The sequence below is a fragment of the Streptomyces sp. NPDC056486 genome (genome assembly GCF_042795295.1).
Lineage (GTDB): Bacteria > Actinomycetota > Actinomycetes > Streptomycetales > Streptomycetaceae > Streptomyces.
Genome location: NZ_JBHTSF010000035.1, coordinates 1 through 17,452 on the forward strand (window position 1 = coordinate 1; position 17,452 = coordinate 17,452).

At 69.3% G+C, this 17,452-nt stretch carries 19 protein-coding genes and 1 pseudogene; 6 read left to right on the forward strand and 14 right to left on the reverse strand.

The window, feature by feature from the left end:
• Nucleotides 1-377: 377 nt before the first annotated feature.
• Nucleotides 378-596, forward strand: a pseudogene (locus tag ACFQ7F_RS16505) (SARP family transcriptional regulator); the annotation flags it as partial.
• 29 nt (nt 597-625) lie between these two features.
• Here the strand turns inward: ACFQ7F_RS16505 and ACFQ7F_RS16510 are convergent.
• The 4 genes from ACFQ7F_RS16510 to ACFQ7F_RS16525 all read right to left on the reverse strand — a co-directional run bounded on the left by ACFQ7F_RS16510 (nt 626) and on the right by ACFQ7F_RS16525 (nt 3,756).
• Nucleotides 626-1,588: an electron transfer flavoprotein subunit alpha/FixB family protein gene (locus tag ACFQ7F_RS16510; RefSeq protein ID WP_383270917.1), complete on the reverse strand. Its 963-nt coding sequence runs from the start codon at nt 1,586-1,588 to the stop codon at nt 626-628.
• A 39-nt stretch (nt 1,589-1,627) separates the two neighbouring features.
• Complete coding sequence (locus tag ACFQ7F_RS16515) at nt 1,628-2,413, reverse strand: electron transfer flavoprotein subunit beta/FixA family protein (protein WP_383270919.1); 786 nt, start codon at nt 2,411-2,413, stop codon at nt 1,628-1,630.
• A 230-nt stretch (nt 2,414-2,643) separates the two neighbouring features.
• Nucleotides 2,644-3,153 (reverse strand): flavin reductase family protein, encoded by a 510-nt coding sequence (locus tag ACFQ7F_RS16520; protein ID WP_383270921.1) that lies wholly within the window; start codon nt 3,151-3,153, stop codon nt 2,644-2,646.
• Nucleotides 3,154-3,393: 240 nt separating this feature from the next.
• Complete coding sequence (locus ACFQ7F_RS16525; protein WP_383270923.1) at nt 3,394-3,756, reverse strand: thioredoxin family protein; 363 nt, start codon at nt 3,754-3,756, stop codon at nt 3,394-3,396.
• 200 nt (nt 3,757-3,956) lie between these two features.
• Here ACFQ7F_RS16525 and ACFQ7F_RS16530 point away from each other — a divergent pair, with 200 nt between their 5' ends.
• Nucleotides 3,957-4,685, forward strand: a complete 729-nt coding sequence (locus tag ACFQ7F_RS16530) for a lysophospholipid acyltransferase family protein (protein WP_383270924.1) — start codon at nt 3,957-3,959, stop codon at nt 4,683-4,685.
• Between the two features lie 31 nt (nt 4,686-4,716).
• Here the strand turns inward: ACFQ7F_RS16530 and ACFQ7F_RS16535 are convergent, their stop codons facing one another.
• The 6 genes from ACFQ7F_RS16535 to ACFQ7F_RS16560 all read right to left on the reverse strand — a co-directional run bounded on the left by ACFQ7F_RS16535 (nt 4,717) and on the right by ACFQ7F_RS16560 (nt 10,096).
• Nucleotides 4,717-5,427: a B3/4 domain-containing protein gene (locus tag ACFQ7F_RS16535; RefSeq protein ID WP_383270925.1), complete on the reverse strand. Its 711-nt coding sequence runs from the start codon at nt 5,425-5,427 to the stop codon at nt 4,717-4,719.
• Nucleotides 5,428-5,473: 46 nt separating this feature from the next.
• Nucleotides 5,474-6,067 carry a transglutaminase domain-containing protein gene (locus ACFQ7F_RS16540; protein ID WP_383270927.1) on the reverse strand — a complete coding sequence of 198 codons (594 nt, stop codon included), beginning with the start codon at nt 6,065-6,067 and terminating at the stop codon, nt 5,474-5,476.
• Nucleotides 6,068-6,157: 90 nt separating this feature from the next.
• Nucleotides 6,158-7,228 (reverse strand): threonine aldolase family protein, encoded by a 1,071-nt coding sequence (locus tag ACFQ7F_RS16545; protein ID WP_383271018.1) that lies wholly within the window; start codon nt 7,226-7,228, stop codon nt 6,158-6,160.
• 29 nt (nt 7,229-7,257) lie between these two features.
• Nucleotides 7,258-7,998, reverse strand: coding sequence for an SDR family NAD(P)-dependent oxidoreductase (locus tag ACFQ7F_RS16550; RefSeq protein WP_383270929.1), 741 nt, complete (start codon nt 7,996-7,998; stop codon nt 7,258-7,260).
• Nucleotides 7,999-8,024: 26 nt separating this feature from the next.
• Nucleotides 8,025-9,440, reverse strand: a complete 1,416-nt coding sequence (locus tag ACFQ7F_RS16555) for a DUF6421 family protein (protein WP_383270931.1) — start codon at nt 9,438-9,440, stop codon at nt 8,025-8,027.
• Between the two features lie 80 nt (nt 9,441-9,520).
• Nucleotides 9,521-10,096, reverse strand: coding sequence for an alpha/beta hydrolase (locus ACFQ7F_RS16560; RefSeq protein WP_383271020.1), 576 nt, complete (start codon nt 10,094-10,096; stop codon nt 9,521-9,523).
• A gap of 151 nt (nt 10,097-10,247) precedes the next feature.
• On the opposite strand from ACFQ7F_RS16560, the gene ACFQ7F_RS16565 reads away from it, so the two are divergent.
• Nucleotides 10,248-10,544, forward strand: coding sequence for a hypothetical protein (locus ACFQ7F_RS16565; RefSeq protein WP_383271025.1), 297 nt, complete (start codon nt 10,248-10,250; stop codon nt 10,542-10,544).
• On the opposite strand, the gene ACFQ7F_RS16570 is transcribed toward ACFQ7F_RS16565, so the two are convergent.
• Together ACFQ7F_RS16570 and ACFQ7F_RS16575 are read right to left on the reverse strand one after the other, a co-directional pair.
• A complete protein-coding gene (locus tag ACFQ7F_RS16570) occupies nt 10,529-11,659 on the reverse strand; it encodes an LLM class flavin-dependent oxidoreductase (RefSeq protein ID WP_383270933.1) in 1,131 nt (376 codons plus the stop codon). The genes ACFQ7F_RS16565 and ACFQ7F_RS16570 overlap by 16 nt on opposite strands.
• Before the next feature lie 153 nt (nt 11,660-11,812).
• Nucleotides 11,813-12,412 (reverse strand): CGNR zinc finger domain-containing protein, encoded by a 600-nt coding sequence (locus ACFQ7F_RS16575; RefSeq protein ID WP_383270934.1) that lies wholly within the window; start codon nt 12,410-12,412, stop codon nt 11,813-11,815.
• A 61-nt stretch (nt 12,413-12,473) separates the two neighbouring features.
• Between ACFQ7F_RS16575 and ACFQ7F_RS16580 the strand changes: the two genes are divergently transcribed.
• Nucleotides 12,474-13,700 (forward strand): MFS transporter, encoded by a 1,227-nt coding sequence (locus tag ACFQ7F_RS16580; protein ID WP_383270935.1) that lies wholly within the window; start codon nt 12,474-12,476, stop codon nt 13,698-13,700.
• A 48-nt stretch (nt 13,701-13,748) separates the two neighbouring features.
• Here ACFQ7F_RS16580 and ACFQ7F_RS16585 read toward each other — a convergent pair whose 3' ends face one another.
• Together ACFQ7F_RS16585 and ACFQ7F_RS16590 are read right to left on the reverse strand one after the other, a co-directional pair.
• The gene (locus tag ACFQ7F_RS16585) at nt 13,749-14,303 is read right to left on the reverse strand and encodes a tellurite resistance TerB family protein (protein ID WP_383271022.1); all 555 of its coding nucleotides are present in this window, start codon (nt 14,301-14,303) and stop codon (nt 13,749-13,751) included.
• 144 nt (nt 14,304-14,447) lie between these two features.
• Nucleotides 14,448-14,975, reverse strand: a complete 528-nt coding sequence (locus ACFQ7F_RS16590) for a GNAT family N-acetyltransferase (protein WP_383270937.1) — start codon at nt 14,973-14,975, stop codon at nt 14,448-14,450.
• 119 nt (nt 14,976-15,094) lie between these two features.
• On the opposite strand from ACFQ7F_RS16590, the gene ACFQ7F_RS16595 reads away from it, so the two are divergent.
• Nucleotides 15,095-15,730: a glyoxalase gene (locus ACFQ7F_RS16595; RefSeq protein WP_383270939.1), complete on the forward strand. Its 636-nt coding sequence runs from the start codon at nt 15,095-15,097 to the stop codon at nt 15,728-15,730.
• A 232-nt stretch (nt 15,731-15,962) separates the two neighbouring features.
• Nucleotides 15,963-17,444 carry a rifampin monooxygenase gene (gene rox, locus ACFQ7F_RS16600; protein WP_383270941.1) on the forward strand — a complete coding sequence of 494 codons (1,482 nt, stop codon included), beginning with the start codon at nt 15,963-15,965 and terminating at the stop codon, nt 17,442-17,444.
• Nucleotides 17,445-17,452: the final 8 nt, after the last annotated feature.

Here is a 17,452-nt window from a genome sequence, read left to right on the forward strand (position 1 = left end):
CGACGATGTTGTAGACCAGCGGCAGGTATCCGGCCACCAGGTCGTCCTGCGCCTGCTGGTCCCCGGTCTGCGCCGCCGTCACCAGAGGATCGTGTTCACCGATCATGGACTGCCTCACTCGCTTTCTTCGTCGGCACGTTGTGGCCTTACACCTGGGAGATCGCGTGAGCGCACGGAGATAACAGAAATCCGCGAACAGAAATCTGCGGCGAGCATACGCACCTGGTCATTCGCGCAAGCGATACAGGAATGCGTAAATCCATATATACGGCTTACCGGATATTGACCGGTTTTGCACGATCGATGAGGCAAGTGACCTCACGCCCGCGACAAGCACTCCTTGACCGCCCCGATCAGACGCGCGGACCGTGCGTCGCCTCCCGGACCCGCCCCGCGATCTACTGCTCGAAGCCCTGTGGTGTCTGGTCGGGCGAGCGGCGATCGCCGTCGACGACCGGGAGACGATGGAGCGCGCCCACGCAGAACTGGCCCCCGCCACAGGGGAGTTGGCGGGGGCGGGCAGTGGTCTGCTCACGCTGGGTCCGGTCGCACAGCACCTCGACGACCTCACCGCCGCCCTCCGACGGGCGCGGTGAGCGGCCGTCAGGAGGCGGACATGCTGCGCTCAGCCCTTGCGGGTGTTGACCTCTTCGGTGAGGGCGGGGACGACGTCGAAGAGGTCGCCGACGACGCCGTAGTCGACCAGGTCGAAGATCGGGGCCTCGGCGTCCTTGTTGATCGCCACGATGGTCTTGGAGGTCTGCATGCCCGCCCGGTGCTGGATCGCACCCGAGATGCCCGAGGCGATGTACAGCTGCGGGGAGACGGACTTGCCGGTCTGGCCGACCTGGTTGGAGTGCGGGTACCAGCCCGCGTCCACCGCGGCGCGCGAGGCACCCACGGCCGCGCCAAGGGAGTCGGCCAGGGACTCGATGAGGTGGAAGTTCTCCGCCCCGTTCACGCCACGGCCGCCGGAGACCACGATGGCCGCCTCGGTCAGCTCCGGACGCCCGGTGGACTCGCGCGGGGTACGCGAGACGACCTTGGTGCCGGTCGCCTGCGCGGAGAAGGACACCGACAGGGCCTCGACCGTGCCGGCGGCCGGGGCGGCCTCCACCGCGGCACTGTTGGGCTTGACGGTGATGACCGGGGTGCCCTTGGAGATACGGGACTTGGTGGAGTACGACGCGGCGAACGCGGACTGCGTGGCCACCACGCCCTCGTCACCGGCCTCCAGGTCGGTGGCGTCGGTGATGATGCCCGAGCCGATACGCACCGCGAGGCGGGCGGCGATCTCCTTGCCCTCCGCGGAGGAGGGCACCAGGACGGCGGCCGGGGAGACGGCCTCAAAGGCGGCCTGCAGGGCGTCCACCTTCGGCACGACCAGGTAGTCGGCGAACTCCGGGGCATCGGCGGTCAGGACCTTGACGGCACCGTGCTCGGCCAGCACCGGCGCGGTCTCCGCGGCACCGGCGCCCAGGGCCAGGGCGACGGGCTCGCCGACCCGGCGGGCCAGCGTCAGCAGCTCCAGGGTGGGCTTGCGGACGGCACCGTCCACGTGGTCGACATAGACAAGAACTTCAGCCATGACTCTTCCAATTTCCTCGACGTGTCAGCGAATCAGGGACTAGATGAACTTCTGGCCCGCGAGGAACTCGGCGAGCTGCTTGCCGCCCTCGCCCTCGTCCTTGACGATCGTGCCCGCGGTGCGCGCGGGACGCTCGGTCGCCGACTCGACCTTCGTCCAGGCACCCTCCAGGCCCACCTGCTCGGCCTCCAACTCCAGGTCCGAGAGGTCCCAGGCCTGCACCGGCTTCTTCTTCGCCGCCATGATCCCCTTGAACGAGGGGTAGCGCGCCTCACCCGACTGGTCGGTCACCGACACCACCGCGGGCAGCGAGGCCTGCAGCTGCTCACTGGCCGAGTCACCGTCCCGGCGCCCGGTCACCACACCATCGGCGACCGCGACCTCGGAGAGCAGCGTCACCTGCGGCACGCCCAGGCGCTCGGCGAGCAGCGCCGGAACCACACCCGCGGTGCCGTCCGTGGAGGCCATACCGGAGATCACCAGGTCGTAGCCGGCCTTCTCGATCGCCTTGGCAAGCACCAGCGAGGTGCCGATGATGTCGCTGCCGTGCAGGTCGTCGTCCTCCACATGGATGGCCTTGTCCGCACCCATCGACAGCGCCTTGCGCAACGCGTCCTTGGCGTCCTCGGGACCCACCGTCAACACGGTGATCTCCGCGTCGTCCGCCTCGTCCGCGATCTGCAACGCCTGCTCGACCGCGTACTCGTCCAGCTCCGACAGCAGGCCATCGACGTCATCCCGGTCGACGGTCAGGTCATCGGCGAAGTGCCGGTCGCCGGTGGCGTCGGGCACGTACTTCACGGTGACAACGATCCTCAAGCTCACGCCGGCTCTCCTACTGCATCGTCTTTACTGGGCTGCTGCCTTGCTCTGGCCACTGCCTTCTTGCAGGCAGCATAGGCGCCTGAAGGGGCGGATCCCGGTCGGGGCGGCCCGCGCTCCGACCAGAATATTACTCGCCAGTACACCCAGTACATTCCCACTAAGCAAGCGCTTTGAACTGTGACCTTCCCAACGCTCTGCAATCGGGCGCGGGAAGGGTCATCCGGGAACTTTCAGTCGCGCAGCGCGTTGAAGCGCCCTTGGTGGTAGAGCAGGGGCCGACCCGCACCGGCGGGATCGCCGAGTACGGCCTCCGCGAGGACGATGCGGTGGTCACCGGCGGGCACCCGCGCCGCGACCTTGCAGACGAGCCAGGCCAGCGTGCCGTCGAGCACGGGGACGCCCTCGGGCCCCTCGTACCAACGCGTGCCCGCGCCGAAGCGGTCGGCGCCGCTGCGCGCGAAGGTCGTGGCGAGGTCGAGCTGATGCTCGCCGAGTATGTGGACGCCCACGTACTCCGCCTCCGAGACCGCGGGCCAGCTGGACGCCCCCGTACCGATGCCGAACGAGAGCATCGGCGGCTCGGCGGAGACCGAGACGAGCGAGGTGGCGGTGAAGCCGACGGGCCCGGCGGGGCCCTGAGCGGTGATCACGGCGACCCCTGCCGCGTGCTGCCGGAAAACGGAGCGCAGGAGGTCGGGGGAGGCGATGTGGGGAGTGCGGAGATCGGGCGTGGCCGTCATGGACTTGTCCTTCTGCAGGAGGTACGAGCGGTTCCGTGGCTGCTCAGCAGCCCGGACAGCGCGCACTTGCATGACGGGCGAGGTCCACGTGGACACGCTCGACGAGAAGGAGTTCCGAAGGCATGGGAGAAGGCTGGCGATAGGTGGCGGGTGCAGTCAAGTCCGTTCCGCGATGTGGAAGACGGCTCCGCAAGCCCTGGACCTGTGTCATCGCGATCTCATCCCCCCTCACGCCGCACCTCACACGGCCTTGCCGATGGCGGCGATCACATCGACCCTGCGCGGCTGCCCGGTCGCGCGCTGCACGACCTCTCCGTCCGCGTCGAGGACCAGCACTGTCGGCGTCTTGAGGATGCGCAGTTCTCGTACGAGATCGAGTTCCGCCTCGGCGTCGATCTCCACATGGCAGACGCCGGGCACCATTTCGGCCACGTCCGCGAGGACGCGGCGGGTGGCCCGGCAGGGCTGGCAGAAGGCGCTGGAAAACTGCACGAGCGTGGCCCGGTCCCCCAGTTCGTACCCCGTCCACGCGCCCGGCCCCGGCACGTCGCGCCGGTCCCCCGCATCACGTTTGTGCACGTCAGCCTCCCGCCCCTGCGTCATGATCCGACCGTCCCCGTCTTCAGCGTCGGCGCGCCCGCGAACATTCCCAACGTGACGAGAATCTCGCGCCCGCGGGGCACGATGGGTGGTCAGCCGTCCGTTCTTGGGGCACGATCTGCGCAACGCCGAAAAACCTACGGCTGCGTAACTTCCCGCCGGGAGCCCCCTCCCAAGGCAGACACGAAGGGCCCTCCCCACCCATGGCAGAGCTTGTCTACCGTCCGGTCATCGGTGCCGCGAAAACGCTGTTCAGGGCATGGGACCTGAAGATCGACTGCAAGGGGTCTGAGAACATCCCGCTCACCGGCGGTGCGGTGTTGGTCAGCAACCACATCAGTTACCTCGACTTCATCTTCGACGGCCTCGCGGCGCTGCCGCAGAAGCGGCTCGTGCGCTTCATGGCCAAGGAGTCGGTGTTCCGGCACAGGATCGGCGGCCCGCTGATGCGCGGGATGAAGCACATCCCCGTGGACCGCAAGCAGGGCGAGACGGCCTATCAGCACGCACTCGACTCGCTGCGCTCCGGGGAGATCATCGGTGTCTTCCCCGAGGCGACGATCTCCCCGTCGTTCACGCTGAAGAGCTTCAAGTCGGGCGCCGCGCGTATGGCCCAGGAGGCCGGGGTCCCGCTGATCCCGATGGCGCTGTGGGGCACCCAGCGGCTGTGGACCAAGGGGCAGCCGCGCAACTTCAAGCGCAGCCACATCCCGATCACGATCCGGGTCGGCGAGCCGATGGAGGCTCCGAAGGACCAGTTCGCGGGCGCGATCACCCGCCGCCTTCGCGAGCGCTGCCAGGAGCTCCTCGAAGCCGCGCAGCGCGCCTATCCCGTACGCCCCAAGGGCCCGGACGACACCTGGTGGATGCCGGCGCACCTCGGCGGCACCGCGCCGACTCCGGCCGAGGTGAAGGCCGCCGAGGCGAGCTGAATCGATTACCCCGGGCGCTTACTGCGGGCGTTTACTGCGGGCGCTCGGACGATGCCCGCTCCGGCGCGTGGACCGTGAGTCGCGCGCCGGGGCTGAACTTTTCGAGCAGCTCGGCCAGTTCCGCGCCCGCGGCCTCGACCCCGGAGTCAGGCCCCATCCCCTCCAGCAGGAAGATGGCGTTGACCGACTCCTCAGTGAGGCGGGTGCGCGGCCCCTGGCGCCAGTTCCAGCGGCGGCAGGTGACGCCCTCGTCGTCGCACCAGACGACCTCGCCCGCGTCGGGGCGCTCGACGGCCTGCTCGCCCCCGGCCATGGTGACGAAGGCCTCGGTGCCGGTGGCCCGCACCAGGCGCATGCCGCCCTTGATGTGGTCCAGGTCCTCGCCGCCGACCGGGATCAGGTGGGCGACGCTGATCGCGTTGTAGACGTCGACGAGGGTGTTGATGCGCGGCAGGCCGCCGTCGGCGAGGGCGCGCTTGGACAGCGCCTCGGCGGAGTTGCGTGTACGGGACGGCTTCGCGCCGAAGGCGGTGTATGCCGCGCGCCAGGCCACCATGTGCGGGTCCTCGTGCGGGGCGCGGCCTTTGAGCCGCTCGGTGAGGCGGCGCGCGGCCTCGTCGAGGAGCACCGACGTCTCGTCGGTGCTGGGTCCGTTGACGAGCCCGTAGGCCTCGATGGCGACGTGGGTGAAGCCGGGCGCGAGGGCGCGCACGTCGTCGGTCACGGTGATCTGGAAGGTCATCGTCTGCCTCGCGTTCGGGGTAAGGCGGTTCACGGTGTGTCGCGGTTCAGAGTGCGTCAGGAAGGTGCTCCCACAGGTACGGCCGGTCCGGGGCGTCTTTCAGGGCGCGCAGAACCGCCGAGTGCGGTGCAGCATAGAGTACCGGATAGTCCACCTCACTGGACTCACCATCCGGCACGAAGGCGAGCCGCTCACCACCGAGGGAGAACCGGGCATCGACCCCGGGCTTGTTCCCGCGACAGTCCTGCCGATGCCAGGCACCCTGGAAGCGGACGGCGACGAGACCGTGCACGACGTGCCCCGTGCCCGCGTCGTGCGTCAGGCGCTGATAGCAGAACGCGGTGGGGATGTCCTCGGCCCGCAGCAGTGCGGCCAGCGCGTGGGCCTTGGCGTGACAGATGCCCGTGCCCTGCTCAAGGACGTCAGAGGCGCGCCAGGTCACCCGCATGTCACCGCTGTCGGCGGAGTGCGGGATGGCGTCCCGTACGAACTCGTAGGCCGCGTGAGCGTATGCGTATGAATCAGCGGCCTCGGCGGCGAGGCGCGCCGCCGCCTCGCGGACGAGCGGGTGATGGTGGTCGACGACCTCGTCAGCGGCCAAGTAGGCGGACAGGTCAGGGGTTTCCTGGATCAGCAGCATGCGACGAGAGCATAGAAATGCGATCGACCGCACGTCAATGCTTTTACGGTCGACCGCATATCTATGCAGGAATCAGGGGGCGACAGCTGGCTAGCGCGCCATCTCCTCCTTGAGCGCCGCCACGAACCCGTCCACGTCCTCCTCGCGCGTGTCGAACGCGCACATCCAGCGGACGTCGCCCGCCGCCTCGTCCCAGAAGTAGAAGCGGTACAGCTTCTGCAGCCGCTCACTCACGTCGTGCGGCAGCCGCGCGAAGACCGCGTTGGCCTGCACGGGGTAGAGGATCTCCACGCCGTGTACGGCACGCACCCCCTCCGCGAGACGCTGGGCCATCTCGTTCGCGTGCCGGGCGTTGCGCAGCCAGAGATCCTTGGCGAGCAGGGCCTCCAACTGCACCGACACGAAGCGCATCTTGGAGGCGAGCTGCATGGACAGCTTGCGCAGGTGCTTCATGTGCTTGACGGCGTCCTGGTTGAGGACGACGACGGCCTCTCCGAAGAGCGCGCCGTTCTTCGTGCCGCCCAGGGACAGGATGTCCACACCGACCGCGTTCGTGAAGGTCCGCATCGGGACGTCGAGCGACGCGGCGGCGTTCGATATGCGCGAGCCGTCGAGGTGCACCAACATGTCGAGCCCGTGCGCGTGGTCGCAGATGGCACGGATCTCGTCGGGCGTGTAGAGCGTGCCCAGTTCGGTGTTCTGCGCGATCGAGACGACCTGCGGCATCGCCCGGTGCTCGTCGTCCCAGCCGAACGCCTGCTTGTCGATCAGCTCGGGCGTGAGCTTCCCGTCGGGCGTGGGCACCGTGAGCAGTTTGAGGCCGCCCATGCGCTCGGGGGCGCCGCCCTCGTCGACGTGGATGTGCGCGGACTCGGCGCAGATCACCGCGCCCCAGCGGTCGGTGATCGCCTGGAGCGCGACGACGTTGGCCCCTGTGCCGTTGAAGACCGGGAACGCCTCGGCCGTGGGGCCGAAGTGACCGCGGATGATCTGCTGGAGGTTGGCCGTGTAGTCGTCCTCGCCGTACGCGATCTGGTGACCGCCGTTGGCGAGGGCGATGGCGGCGAGCACCTCCGGGTGGGCGCCCGCGTAGTTGTCGCTGGCGAAGCCCCGTACATCCGGGTCGTGGTGGCGGCGCGCGTCGGTCTTCGGAGGGTTCACGGGTTCACTGGCACGCGTGTCGCGGGCGTTCACCGCTTCTCGGTCAGCCACAGGCGGGTTCCGTTCACTTCTCCTGCGGGCCGCTCCCAGACTCCGGCGATGGCCTCGGCCAGCTCCTTGACGTCCGTGAAGCCCGCGAACTTCGCGTTGGGCCGCTCCGCGCGCATCGCGTCGTGCACCAGCGCCTTGACCACCAGGATCGCAGCCGCCGATGTCAGGCCCTGCTCGCCCCCCGCCTTGCGGAAGGCGTCACCGAGGGCGAGGGTCCAGGCCTCGGCCGCTGCCTTAGACGCGGAGTACGCCGCGTTGCCCGCCGTCGGCTTCGATGCGCCGGCAGCGCTGATCAGGAGGTAACGACCGCGGTCGCTGCGCTGCAGGCCCTCCTGGAAGGCGAGCGATGTGTGCTGCACCGTACGGATCAGGAGCTTTTCGAGCAGGTCCCAGTCGGCGAGGTCGGTCTCGGCGAAGGTGGCACTGCCGCGCCAGCCGCCGACGAGGTGGACCAGGCCGTCGATCCGCCCGAACTCCTTCTCCGTGCGGGTGGCCCACTCCCGGGCAGCGCCCAGGTCGAGGAGGTCGACCGTGTCCCCTATGACGGTGGCCCCGCCGTGCGCGTACCGCGCGGCGTCCACGGCCTCCGCGAGGCGCGCCACGTCGGCGTCGGACGCCACGACCGTGGCTCCGGCCTCGGCGAGCCGCAGCAGCGTGGCACGGCCCGCAGGACCGCCTGCCCCCGCGACCGCGACCACAGCTCCATCAAGTGCGGACATCGTCCTCGCCTCCTCGGTGCGGCCGCTCACGCTGCGACCTGCTCGGCGCTCGCTGCGGTGATCCCCTTGGTTGAGGCGATCACGTGCTTGAGCTTCTTGGAGAGCGCCTCATAGAACATGCTGAGCGGAAACTCGTCAGGAAGCACGTCGTCGACGAGTTTCCGGGGCGGAAGCTGCACATCCAGGGCGTCCGGGCCCTTGGCCCAGCGCGATCCGGGGTGCGGGGAGAGGTACTGGGACACCAGGTCGTACGCGGCGAACCAGTGGACGAGCTTGGGGCGGTCGATGCCCGCGCGGTAGAGCTCCTCGATCTCGGAGCACAGCTGGTTGGTGACCTGCGGCGCCCGCTCCCAGTCGATCTTGAGCTTGTTGTCGGTCCAGCGGACGACGTCGTGCTTGTGGAGGTACGCGAAGAGCAGCTGGCCGCCGAGCCCGTCGTAGTTCTTGACGCGGTCACCCGTGACCGGGAAGCGGAACATCCGGTCGAAGAGGACGGCGTACTGCACGTCACGCGCCTGCGGGACGCCCTCGGCCTCCAGTTTCACGGCCTCCTTGAAGGCGGTGAGGTCGCAGCGCAGCTCCTCGAGGCCGTACATCCAGAACGGCTGGCGCTGCTTGATCATGAAGGGGTCGAACGGCAGGTCGCCGTGGCTGTGGGTGCGGTCGTGGACCATGTCCCACAGGACGAACGCCTGCTGGCAGCGGTCCTGGTCGCCGATCATCTCGCGGATGTCGTCAGGGAGTTCGAGCCCGAGGATGTCGACGGACGCCTCGGTGACGCGGCGGAATCGGGCCGCCTCGCGGTCGCAGAAGATGCCGCCCCAGCTGAAGCGCTCGGGGGCTTCGCGCACGGCGATGGTCTCCGGGAAGAGCACGGCCGAGTTCGTGTCGTACCCGGCGGTGAAGTCCTCGAAGGTGATGCCGCAGAACAGCGGGTTGTCGTAACGCGTGCGCTCGAGGTCGGCCAGCCACTCGGGCCAGACCATGCGCAGCACGACCGCTTCCAGATTGCGGTCCGGATTGCCGTTCTGCGTGTACATCGGGAAGACCACGAGGTGCTGCAGGCCGTCCACGCGGTCCGCCGCGGGCTGGAAGGCAAGGAGCGAGTCGAGGAAGTCCGGCACCTTGAATCCGTCGTCCACCCAGCGACGCAGGTCCGCGCCGAGCGCCTGGTGGTACGCGGCGTCGTGCGGCAGGAGCGGGGCGAGCTGGTCGATCGCGGACAGCGCGCGATCGACGGCGAGTTCGGCCACGGACTTCGCCGGGGCACCCTCCGCGTCGAAGTCGATCGAACCGTCCGCGGACTGCCACGGGCGGATCTCTTCCACGGCGTCCTTGAGCATCGGCCAAGCCGGGTGCTCCACGACCCTTCCCATGGGGGCACCCCCGCTCGCGGGAGGAACCGCACCTTCCGTAACCCTCTGCACAAGAATATCCGTCACTTGTCAACCTCCACGGGAGAACCTCGCGTATGGACACCGTATGCGTGCGAGGTTCTCCCCACAAGGGGAGGCTCGGGAGATTATCCTGTGACACCCCCAACATCACCGCTGATTTTCCTGCCGCGTACCGCCGATGCGACTACTTCTGCCACATCTGCCACCGCGGACCGCGCATCGCTCAGGAACTGCGGGAAACCCAGGAAGCCGTGGAACATCTCCGGATAGTGCCCCCGCGTCACCGCAGCCCCCGCCAGACGCAGTTTGACCGCGTACTCCGCGCCCTCGTCGCACAGCGGATCGCAGCCCGCGGTGACGATGTGCGCGGGCGGCAGCGCGGCGGCGTCCGCGCGCAGAGGTGAGGCGTAGGGGTGCGTGCCGTCGCCGTCCGGGCCGAGATACTGCTCCCAGAACCAGCGCATGTGCGCGGCGGTGAGGAAGTAGCCGGTCGCGTTCGACGTATACGAGTCGCTGCCCTGCCCCGCGTCGAGCACGGGATAGATCAGCACCTGGAGCGCCACGGCGGGCCCTGCGCGATCCCGCGCCATCAGAGCGGCGACGGCGGCGAGTCCACCCCCACTGCTGTCCCCCGCCGTCACCACGGCGCCCGGATCGCCGCCGAGCCCTCCCGCCCGGGCCTGGGCCGCGGCCCAGCACAGTGCCGCGTACGCGTCCTCGGTGGCCGCGGGGAAGCGGTGCTCGGGCGCGAGGCGGTAGGCGGTAGGCGACCACGACGGCGCCGGACGCGGCGCAGAGGGTGCGGGCCGTGGCGTCGTGGGTGTCGAGGTCGCAGAGGGTGTAGCCGCCGCCGTGGAAGAAGACGACGGTGGGGCGGGGGCGGTTACGGGGCCCCTCGGGGCGGTAGACGCGCACGGGCAGGTCGGGAGCTCCTGCGGGGCCGAGGATGGTTCGCTCCTCGACCGCCCCCACGGGCGGCGCGGCCTTACCCGAAGTGGGGGCCGCGGCGAGGATGCGGCGGGCCTCGACCGCGTCGGTGACGGTGCCGCCGAGGTCGGGGAAGGCGGCGCTCAGCGCGTCGACGAGGGGCCGCGCGCCCGGGGCGAGGCGATCGCCGCCCGGGCCGGCCCTCATCACCCCGACTCCTGAGCGCGGAAGTACGGGATGACCTTCTCGCCCCACTGCCGCAGGGTCTCCATGCACGCCTCCTGCGGGACGGTGCCCATCTGGATGAGGCACATGATCTCGTCGGCCCCGGCGTCACGGAGCCGTTCCACGTAAGCGATGGCGTCGTCGGCGGTCCCATAGGCGTGATCGGCGTTGAAGGTGGCCGTGGAGGTGGGCCGCACGGGGATGTCGTGCTCGTGCAGCCGCGCGACGACCTGCTCGGCGGCCTCACGCATCGCCGCCGCCTCGTCGGCCCCTTCGACCACGGCCTCGTCGGGGATACCGGCGCCTCCGTACCAGTGTCCGATGGACTGCGCGAAGAACCGCTGCCCTCGGATGCCCACGCGCCTGGCCGCTTCCCGGTCGTCGAGCACGATGGTCGGGCAGAGCACGGAGAAGTGGTCGTTGACGACGCCGGACACGAACCGCGCGCCGCTGCGGCCCGCGATCGCCGCGTCGTACGCCGCACGCATCCCGGCGATCGACTCGGGTCCCGCGAAGCCCATCACCAGTGCGCCGATGCCGAGTTCGGCGGCCTGCGTCAGGGTCTCGGTCCTGCTGCAGGCGAGGAAGAGCGGGGGGTGCGGGGTCTGGTGCGGCCGGGGCAGGATCGGATGGGGGTCGATGTCGAGCAGCGCGCCATGATGCTCCAACTCCTCGCCCTCCCAGGCCTTCCCGATGATCTGCAGCGCTTCCTCGACCTCTTGAGTCGTACGTTCCTTGTCGACGCCGCAGAGTGATGTCTCCTGGAGCGTCCCGCCACGCCCTGCTCCGAGGTCGAGCCGCCCCCCGGACAGCAGATCGAGCATGGCGGCGCGTTCGGCGACCCGCGCCGGGTGATTGAAGCGGAACGGCATGCAGACCACGCCGTGCCCGATGCGGATGGTGCTCGTGCGCGCGGCGACCCAGGTCAGGAAGATCTCCGGGGCGCTCATGTGGGCGTACCACTTGAGGGAGTGGTGCTCGACCGCCCAGACGCGGTCGAACCCCATGTCCTCGGCCAGGACGGCCTGTTCGACGCTGTCGCGGATGAGTTGATGCTCGCGCTCGACGGTGGGGTCGGCGAGCTGCGCCTCGAAGATGACGGAGAACTTCACGTGGCCTCCAGGGGGTTGAGCCCCGGGCACACGGGTTTCTCGTGCGCCCATATTTCGATTAGCCATATGACTAGTCGTCAGGTCGCAAGGAAACAAGGCCCGCGTCGGGCTCTTCTTCTGGCTCTTCGGTCTCTTCGGGCTCTTCGGGCTCTTCTACGGGGCCGGGCGGGTGCGGCGGTGGCTTGCCACGCGCTCCCGTGTCGCGCAGCGACCCGAGCAGTAGCGGCGGGGCGGTCCGCCAGCTGCGACAAAGACGTTGGTGCAGCGCCGCGCGGCACACACTCCGCCGGGAGGCCGCTGCCGGTCCCAGACGAGGACGGTCATCGCCATGCAGGAGGAGGCAAGGAACCACTCTGCCCACGGTGCGTCATCGTCGCTGTCGAGATGGATGTGCCATGGAGTGCGGCCCTCGTGCGAGGTGAGACGGGCCGGTCCGGATCCCCCGGCCAGGAGCCCGTTCAGACGGGTGGCCGCCGTGTCGACATCAGGGGAGGCGAATACGTCGCGGAGGGAATCCGCCACAGCGCGCATCTGTCTCACGTCGTCGCGGGACACGTCCAGCGGGTCGGTCTCGCCGTACTCGCGCAGCACGGCTGCGACATCCTCCGGCGCGGGCTTTTCGACGGCCGTCAGGACATTGACGAGTGCGGCGGCGCGCTGAGCGGTCCGCAGGACGGAGTGGCGGGTGCACCAGTCGCCGTTGGCGTCTCCGCCGCTCTCGGGCGTGTTCTGGGGCGCGCGGTGGGAGGGCACATGGAGAGCGTAACGCGTATATGAACATGTGACGTTACGACGTAACGTAAAACTTATGCTGATGCGTTACAGACTGCCGCTCTACGTCACCGGGGCCGCTGCCGCTCGTGTCGGCGACGAGATGTCGGGCCCGGCCCTGCTCCTGGTGGGCATCGCAGCCACCGATTCCGCCTCGGCGGGGTCCGCGCTCCTGTCAGGGATCACGATTTCGGCTGCGGTCGGCGGGCCCGTGTTCGGAGCTTTGCTCGACAGGGCGGCGGCCCCGGGGCGATTACTGGCCGGCGCCCTGGCTGCTTACTCCGCAGCGCTCATAGTGATCTTGTTGATTCTGGGGCACCTCCCCCTCCCCGTCGTCATCGCGACGGCCGTGCTCGGCGGGCTTCTCGGCCCCGCTCTGGCGGGCGGCTGGACCTCACAGCTCCCCCGGGTCGTCGAGCCTGCCGGGCTGCCGCGGGCCACCGCGCTCGATGCGATGACCTACAACTTCGCGAGCCTGGCGGGCCCGGTCCTCGCCGGTGTGGTCGCCGTGCTCGCCGGTGCCGAGACCGGCGTGGTCGCGGCCGTGGCGCTGATCGCGCTCGCTCTGCCGGTCGCGTGGACGCTGCCCGCGGACCCCACCGCCTCATCGCGGCGCCGCGAGACCTCGGTTGCCGGTGATCTGGTCTCCGGCTTCCGCGCCATCGTTCGCGCCAGGTCCCTGGCCCGCGCCACGGTCGCCTCCGTGATCTCGTACATCGGCGTCGGCATGCTGGTCACCTGCAGCCCCCTCCTCGGTGCAGAGGCGCTGGGGGCGACGAACGCCGGGACCTTCCTTCTTGCCGCTCTCGCGGCCGCGTCCCTCGGGGCGAACGTACTGGTGGCCAAGCGGCCCGACGTGCTGCTCCCCGACACGACGGTGCTCGGCAGCACACTGGTGCTCGCCGTCGCGTTCCTCCTTGCCGCCACGGTCTCGCCGGTCCCGCTCTTCATCGCCATGGCGCTCGCGGGAGCCGCCGCCGGACCGCAGTTGACCGCACTGTTCGCCGTGCGTCATCGCGAGGCGCCCGCGCGGCTGCGCGGCCAGATCTTCACCACGGGCGCGAGTCTGAAGATCACCGGCTATGCGATCGGAGCGGGTATCGGCGGCCCGATCGCCACATGGTCGCTTCCCGGAGCCCTCGTGGTGGCCGCCGGTTTCGAGGTCCTCGCCGCCGTGAGTTACGTGACTGTCACGGCAGTTGGGCGCAGAGGGGAAGCGCCGCCGCCCGTTGGGGCAGCCGCACAGCAGCAGTTGGGGCCCGCACCGTGAAGTGCGGGCCCCGACTTCGCAGGTCAATGTGCGGTCATCGAACCTCGATCAGAGGCCGAACTCCTGCGGGGAGACGCCGAGCGCCGCGCACGCCTCGCGCAGGACCTGCTCCTCGGCCGGGGCGATGTACCCGTCCGCACCGGCGACGACGAACCCCGTCTGCACGACCGCCTTGGCCTCCATCGGCTTCTTCGCCGCCTTGGCGATCTCCTGCATGGCCTCGGTCTTGCCCTGCTGGAAGTTGAACGTCAACTGGTCGGCATGCTTGTTGAACCGCTGCCGCAGCTGGTCCGGCGGGAAGTTCTTCAGGACGTCGTTCTGCAGGATCAGCGACTCCACGTGCTGCCGCTCGGCCGGGTCCACCGACCCGTCGGCTGCCGCCACCAGGGCGCACATGGCCATGCTCGCGTCACGGTAGGCGCCGCTCTTCAACTCCGTCTTGAGGGAGGTGAGCTGGGACTTGAGCACGCCCACGAGCTGCGCCTTCGACCCCCCTCCGGATCCTGACCCCGGCCGTCCGTGACCACCGGAGCTGCGTGTCCCCTGCGACTGCTGCTGCTGCAGTCCCTTGGCCTGGTCCTTGATCCGGTCCCACATCGCCATCCGTGCCACCTCGGCTGCCTGTTCGCTTCGTCCGTGCGCGTTCCGCACGTCCTTCTGCCAACCTGCCAACGCCTCCCCGCCCATCGAAGTTCCTCGACGGACACAGGGGGTGAACACGGTGCCACTGAGCAGGTCTCTGCGGGATCAGTCCTTCGTGCAGGCGAACACAGCCGTCACGGGCAGGCCTGCCGCGCCCGGCCCGACGTGATCGTCGATCCGCTGGAACCCGCACTTCTCGGCGACCCGGACCGATGACGTGTTCTCCGCAGCGGCCTCAAGCAGGAGTTGAGCCAGTCCGAGGTCGCTCAAGGCCCACCCCGCGAGCAGTCGCACGGCCCGCGGGGCGATGCCCCTGCCGCGATGAGCGGGAAAGACGCTGTAGGCGACGGTTGCCACCTCGTCGTCCCTGAACTGCAGGTTGATGATCCCGACCGGCTCGTCCGTCGTGACGTCCGCGATCAGCAGCGGGGCCGCCCGGCCGCTCCGCCACGCTTCTTCGACCGTGGCCATGCTCGTGCCGAGAGCCGCTTCGTCCATGGGTTCGTCGTCGAGCCAGCGACGCGTCTCGGGGTCGTGGCTCGCCGCCCCGATGGCAGGCAGATCCGACTCCCGCCGCATCCTCACGGCGACCACTCCATCGGCGAGTGGCCCGGACAACGGTTCTATCGGCATGGAGCGCCCCATGAAGTTGATCGTATCCCGGTCAGGAATACGGGGCGGGAACACCGGTCGCGCATACCGGTCAGGAATGAAGAAGCGCCCGTGGCCGCCCCGTAACTAGCGTGTTGGCCATGGCATTCATCGAATCCGTCACCCTCGACGTGGCCGACACCACGGCCGCCCACCGCTTCTACTCCGCCGCCTTCGGTCTGGACACGCAGCTACGTCTGCGGGCCCCTCAGGAACCCAGCACCGGCTTTCGTGGGTTCACGCTGGCGCTCACGGTGTCCCGGCCCGCCGACGTCAACAGCCTCATCGACACCGCACTCGACGCCGGCGCCTCGTCCCTGAAACCCGCCGCGAAGTCTCTCTGGGGCTACGGCGGTGTCGTACAGGCCCCGGACGGGGCGATCTGGAAGGTGGCGACATCGGCGAAGAAGGACACCGGCCCCGCCACCCGGCAGATCGACGAGATGGTGCTCCTGCTGGGAGTGGCGGACATGACCGCGAGCAAGCGGTTCTACGTCGGTCAGGGCCTCGCCGTGTCGAAGAGCTTCGGCCGTGTGTACTGCGAGTTCGAGGGTGGGCCGGGCCCCTTCAAGCTGGCGCTGTACCGGCACCGGGCCCTTGCCAAGGATGTGGGTGTCCCGCCCGAGGGCACCGGATCTCACCGGCTCATGATCGGCGGCGGCGACGGGCCCTTCACCGACCCGGACGGGTTTGCCTGGGAGGCCGAAGCGCCTGCACGACGGGCCCACTCCGCGTAACGAGTCGTGGCCGAACACAACAATGGCAAGGAGTGTATGTACTCCCTGCCACTCTCAAGATATAGCGCATGGGGGGCCTTGCGGCAAGACCCCGGTATTGCCGCAGAATCATCGGCCTAGGCCAGAGCCGACGGAAATGAGAGTCACGAAGTGCGTGTGTTGTTCTCGCGATTTCAGCACGTCATCGACGACGTTGCAGTCAACTTCACGAACGTCGTGAACGGGGGTCTCCATGTTTGATGTGATCGTGGTCGGCGGCGGCCCGACCGGTTTGATGCTGGCGAGCGAGCTGCGTCTGCACGGCGTGGACGTGGTCGTCCTCGAGAAGTCGGCCAAGCCGACCGAGCAGTCCCGCGGGCAGGGCCTGCACGCGCGCAGCGTCGAGGTGATGGACCAGCGCGGTCTCCTCGACCGGTTCCTCGCGGTCAACGAGAAGTTCCAGGTCGGCGGTCTCTTCGGCGGCATCATGAAGGCGTGGCCGGACCGGTTGGACACGGCTCACCCGTACGGCGTCGCCACCCCGCAGCCGGTCACCGAGCGGCTGCTCAACGAGCGCGCCGTCGAGCTCCGTGCGGAGGTCCGGCGCGGCTGCGAAGTGGTCGGTCTCAGCCAGACCGAGGACGGGGCCGGGGACGGTGCCGGTGCCGGTGCCAAGGACGGGGCCGGAGTGACCGTCGAGCTGGCGGACGGCACGCGCTTGCGCTCGCGCTATCTCGTCGGGTGCGACGGTGGCCGCAGTACCGTGCGCAAGCTGCTCGGCGTCGATTTCCCCGGCCAGCCCGCCACGGTCGAGACGCTCCTCGGTGAAATGGAGGTGACCGAGGATCCGGCGACGATCGCCTCCGTCGTCGATGAAGTCCGCAAGACCCAGCTGCGGTTCGGGGTCGCCCCCAGCGAGAACGGGTTGTACCGCGTTGTCGTACCCGCCGACGGGGTGAGCGAGGACCGTGCCACCGAGCCGACCCTCGACGACTTCAAACAGCAGCTGCGGGCCCACGCGGGCACCGACTTCGGCGTGCACTCGCCGCGCTGGCTCTCCCGGTTCGGCGACGCCAGCCGGCAGGCGGAGCGCTACCGGGTCGGCCGGGTGCTCCTGGCCGGTGACGCGGCGCACATTCACCCGCCGACCGGCGGGCAGGGGCTCAACCTCGGCGTGCAGGACGCGTTCAACCTCGGCTGGAAGCTGGCCGCCGCGGTCGACGGCTGGGCGCCCGATGGGCTGCTCGACACCTACCACGCCGAACGGCACCCGGTGGGCGCCCGTGTCGTCGAGAACACCCGCGCGCAGATCACGCTGCTCGGGACCGACCCGGGTGCGACCGCGCTGCGGGAGCTGTTCTCCAAGCTGATGGACTTCGAGGAGGTGAACCGCTACGTGACCGGAATGATCACCGCGGTCGACGTCCGCTACGACTTCGGTGAGGGCCACGAACTGCTCGGGCTGCGGATGCGGGACGTGGAACTGAAGCAGAGCCGTCTCTACGAGCTGATGCACGAAGGCCGCGGACTGCTGCTCGACCAGACCGGCAGGCTTTCGGTCGCCGGGTGGGCCGACCGGATCGATCACGTCGTCGACGTCAGCGAGGAACTCGACGTGCCCGCCGTGCTGTTGCGGCCGGACGGTCACGTGGCGTGGGTCGGTGAGGATCAGCAGGATCTGTTGAGCCAGTTGCCGAAGTGGTTCGGCTCGCCGCACCACGAGGCTGCCGTCTGAGCCGTGGA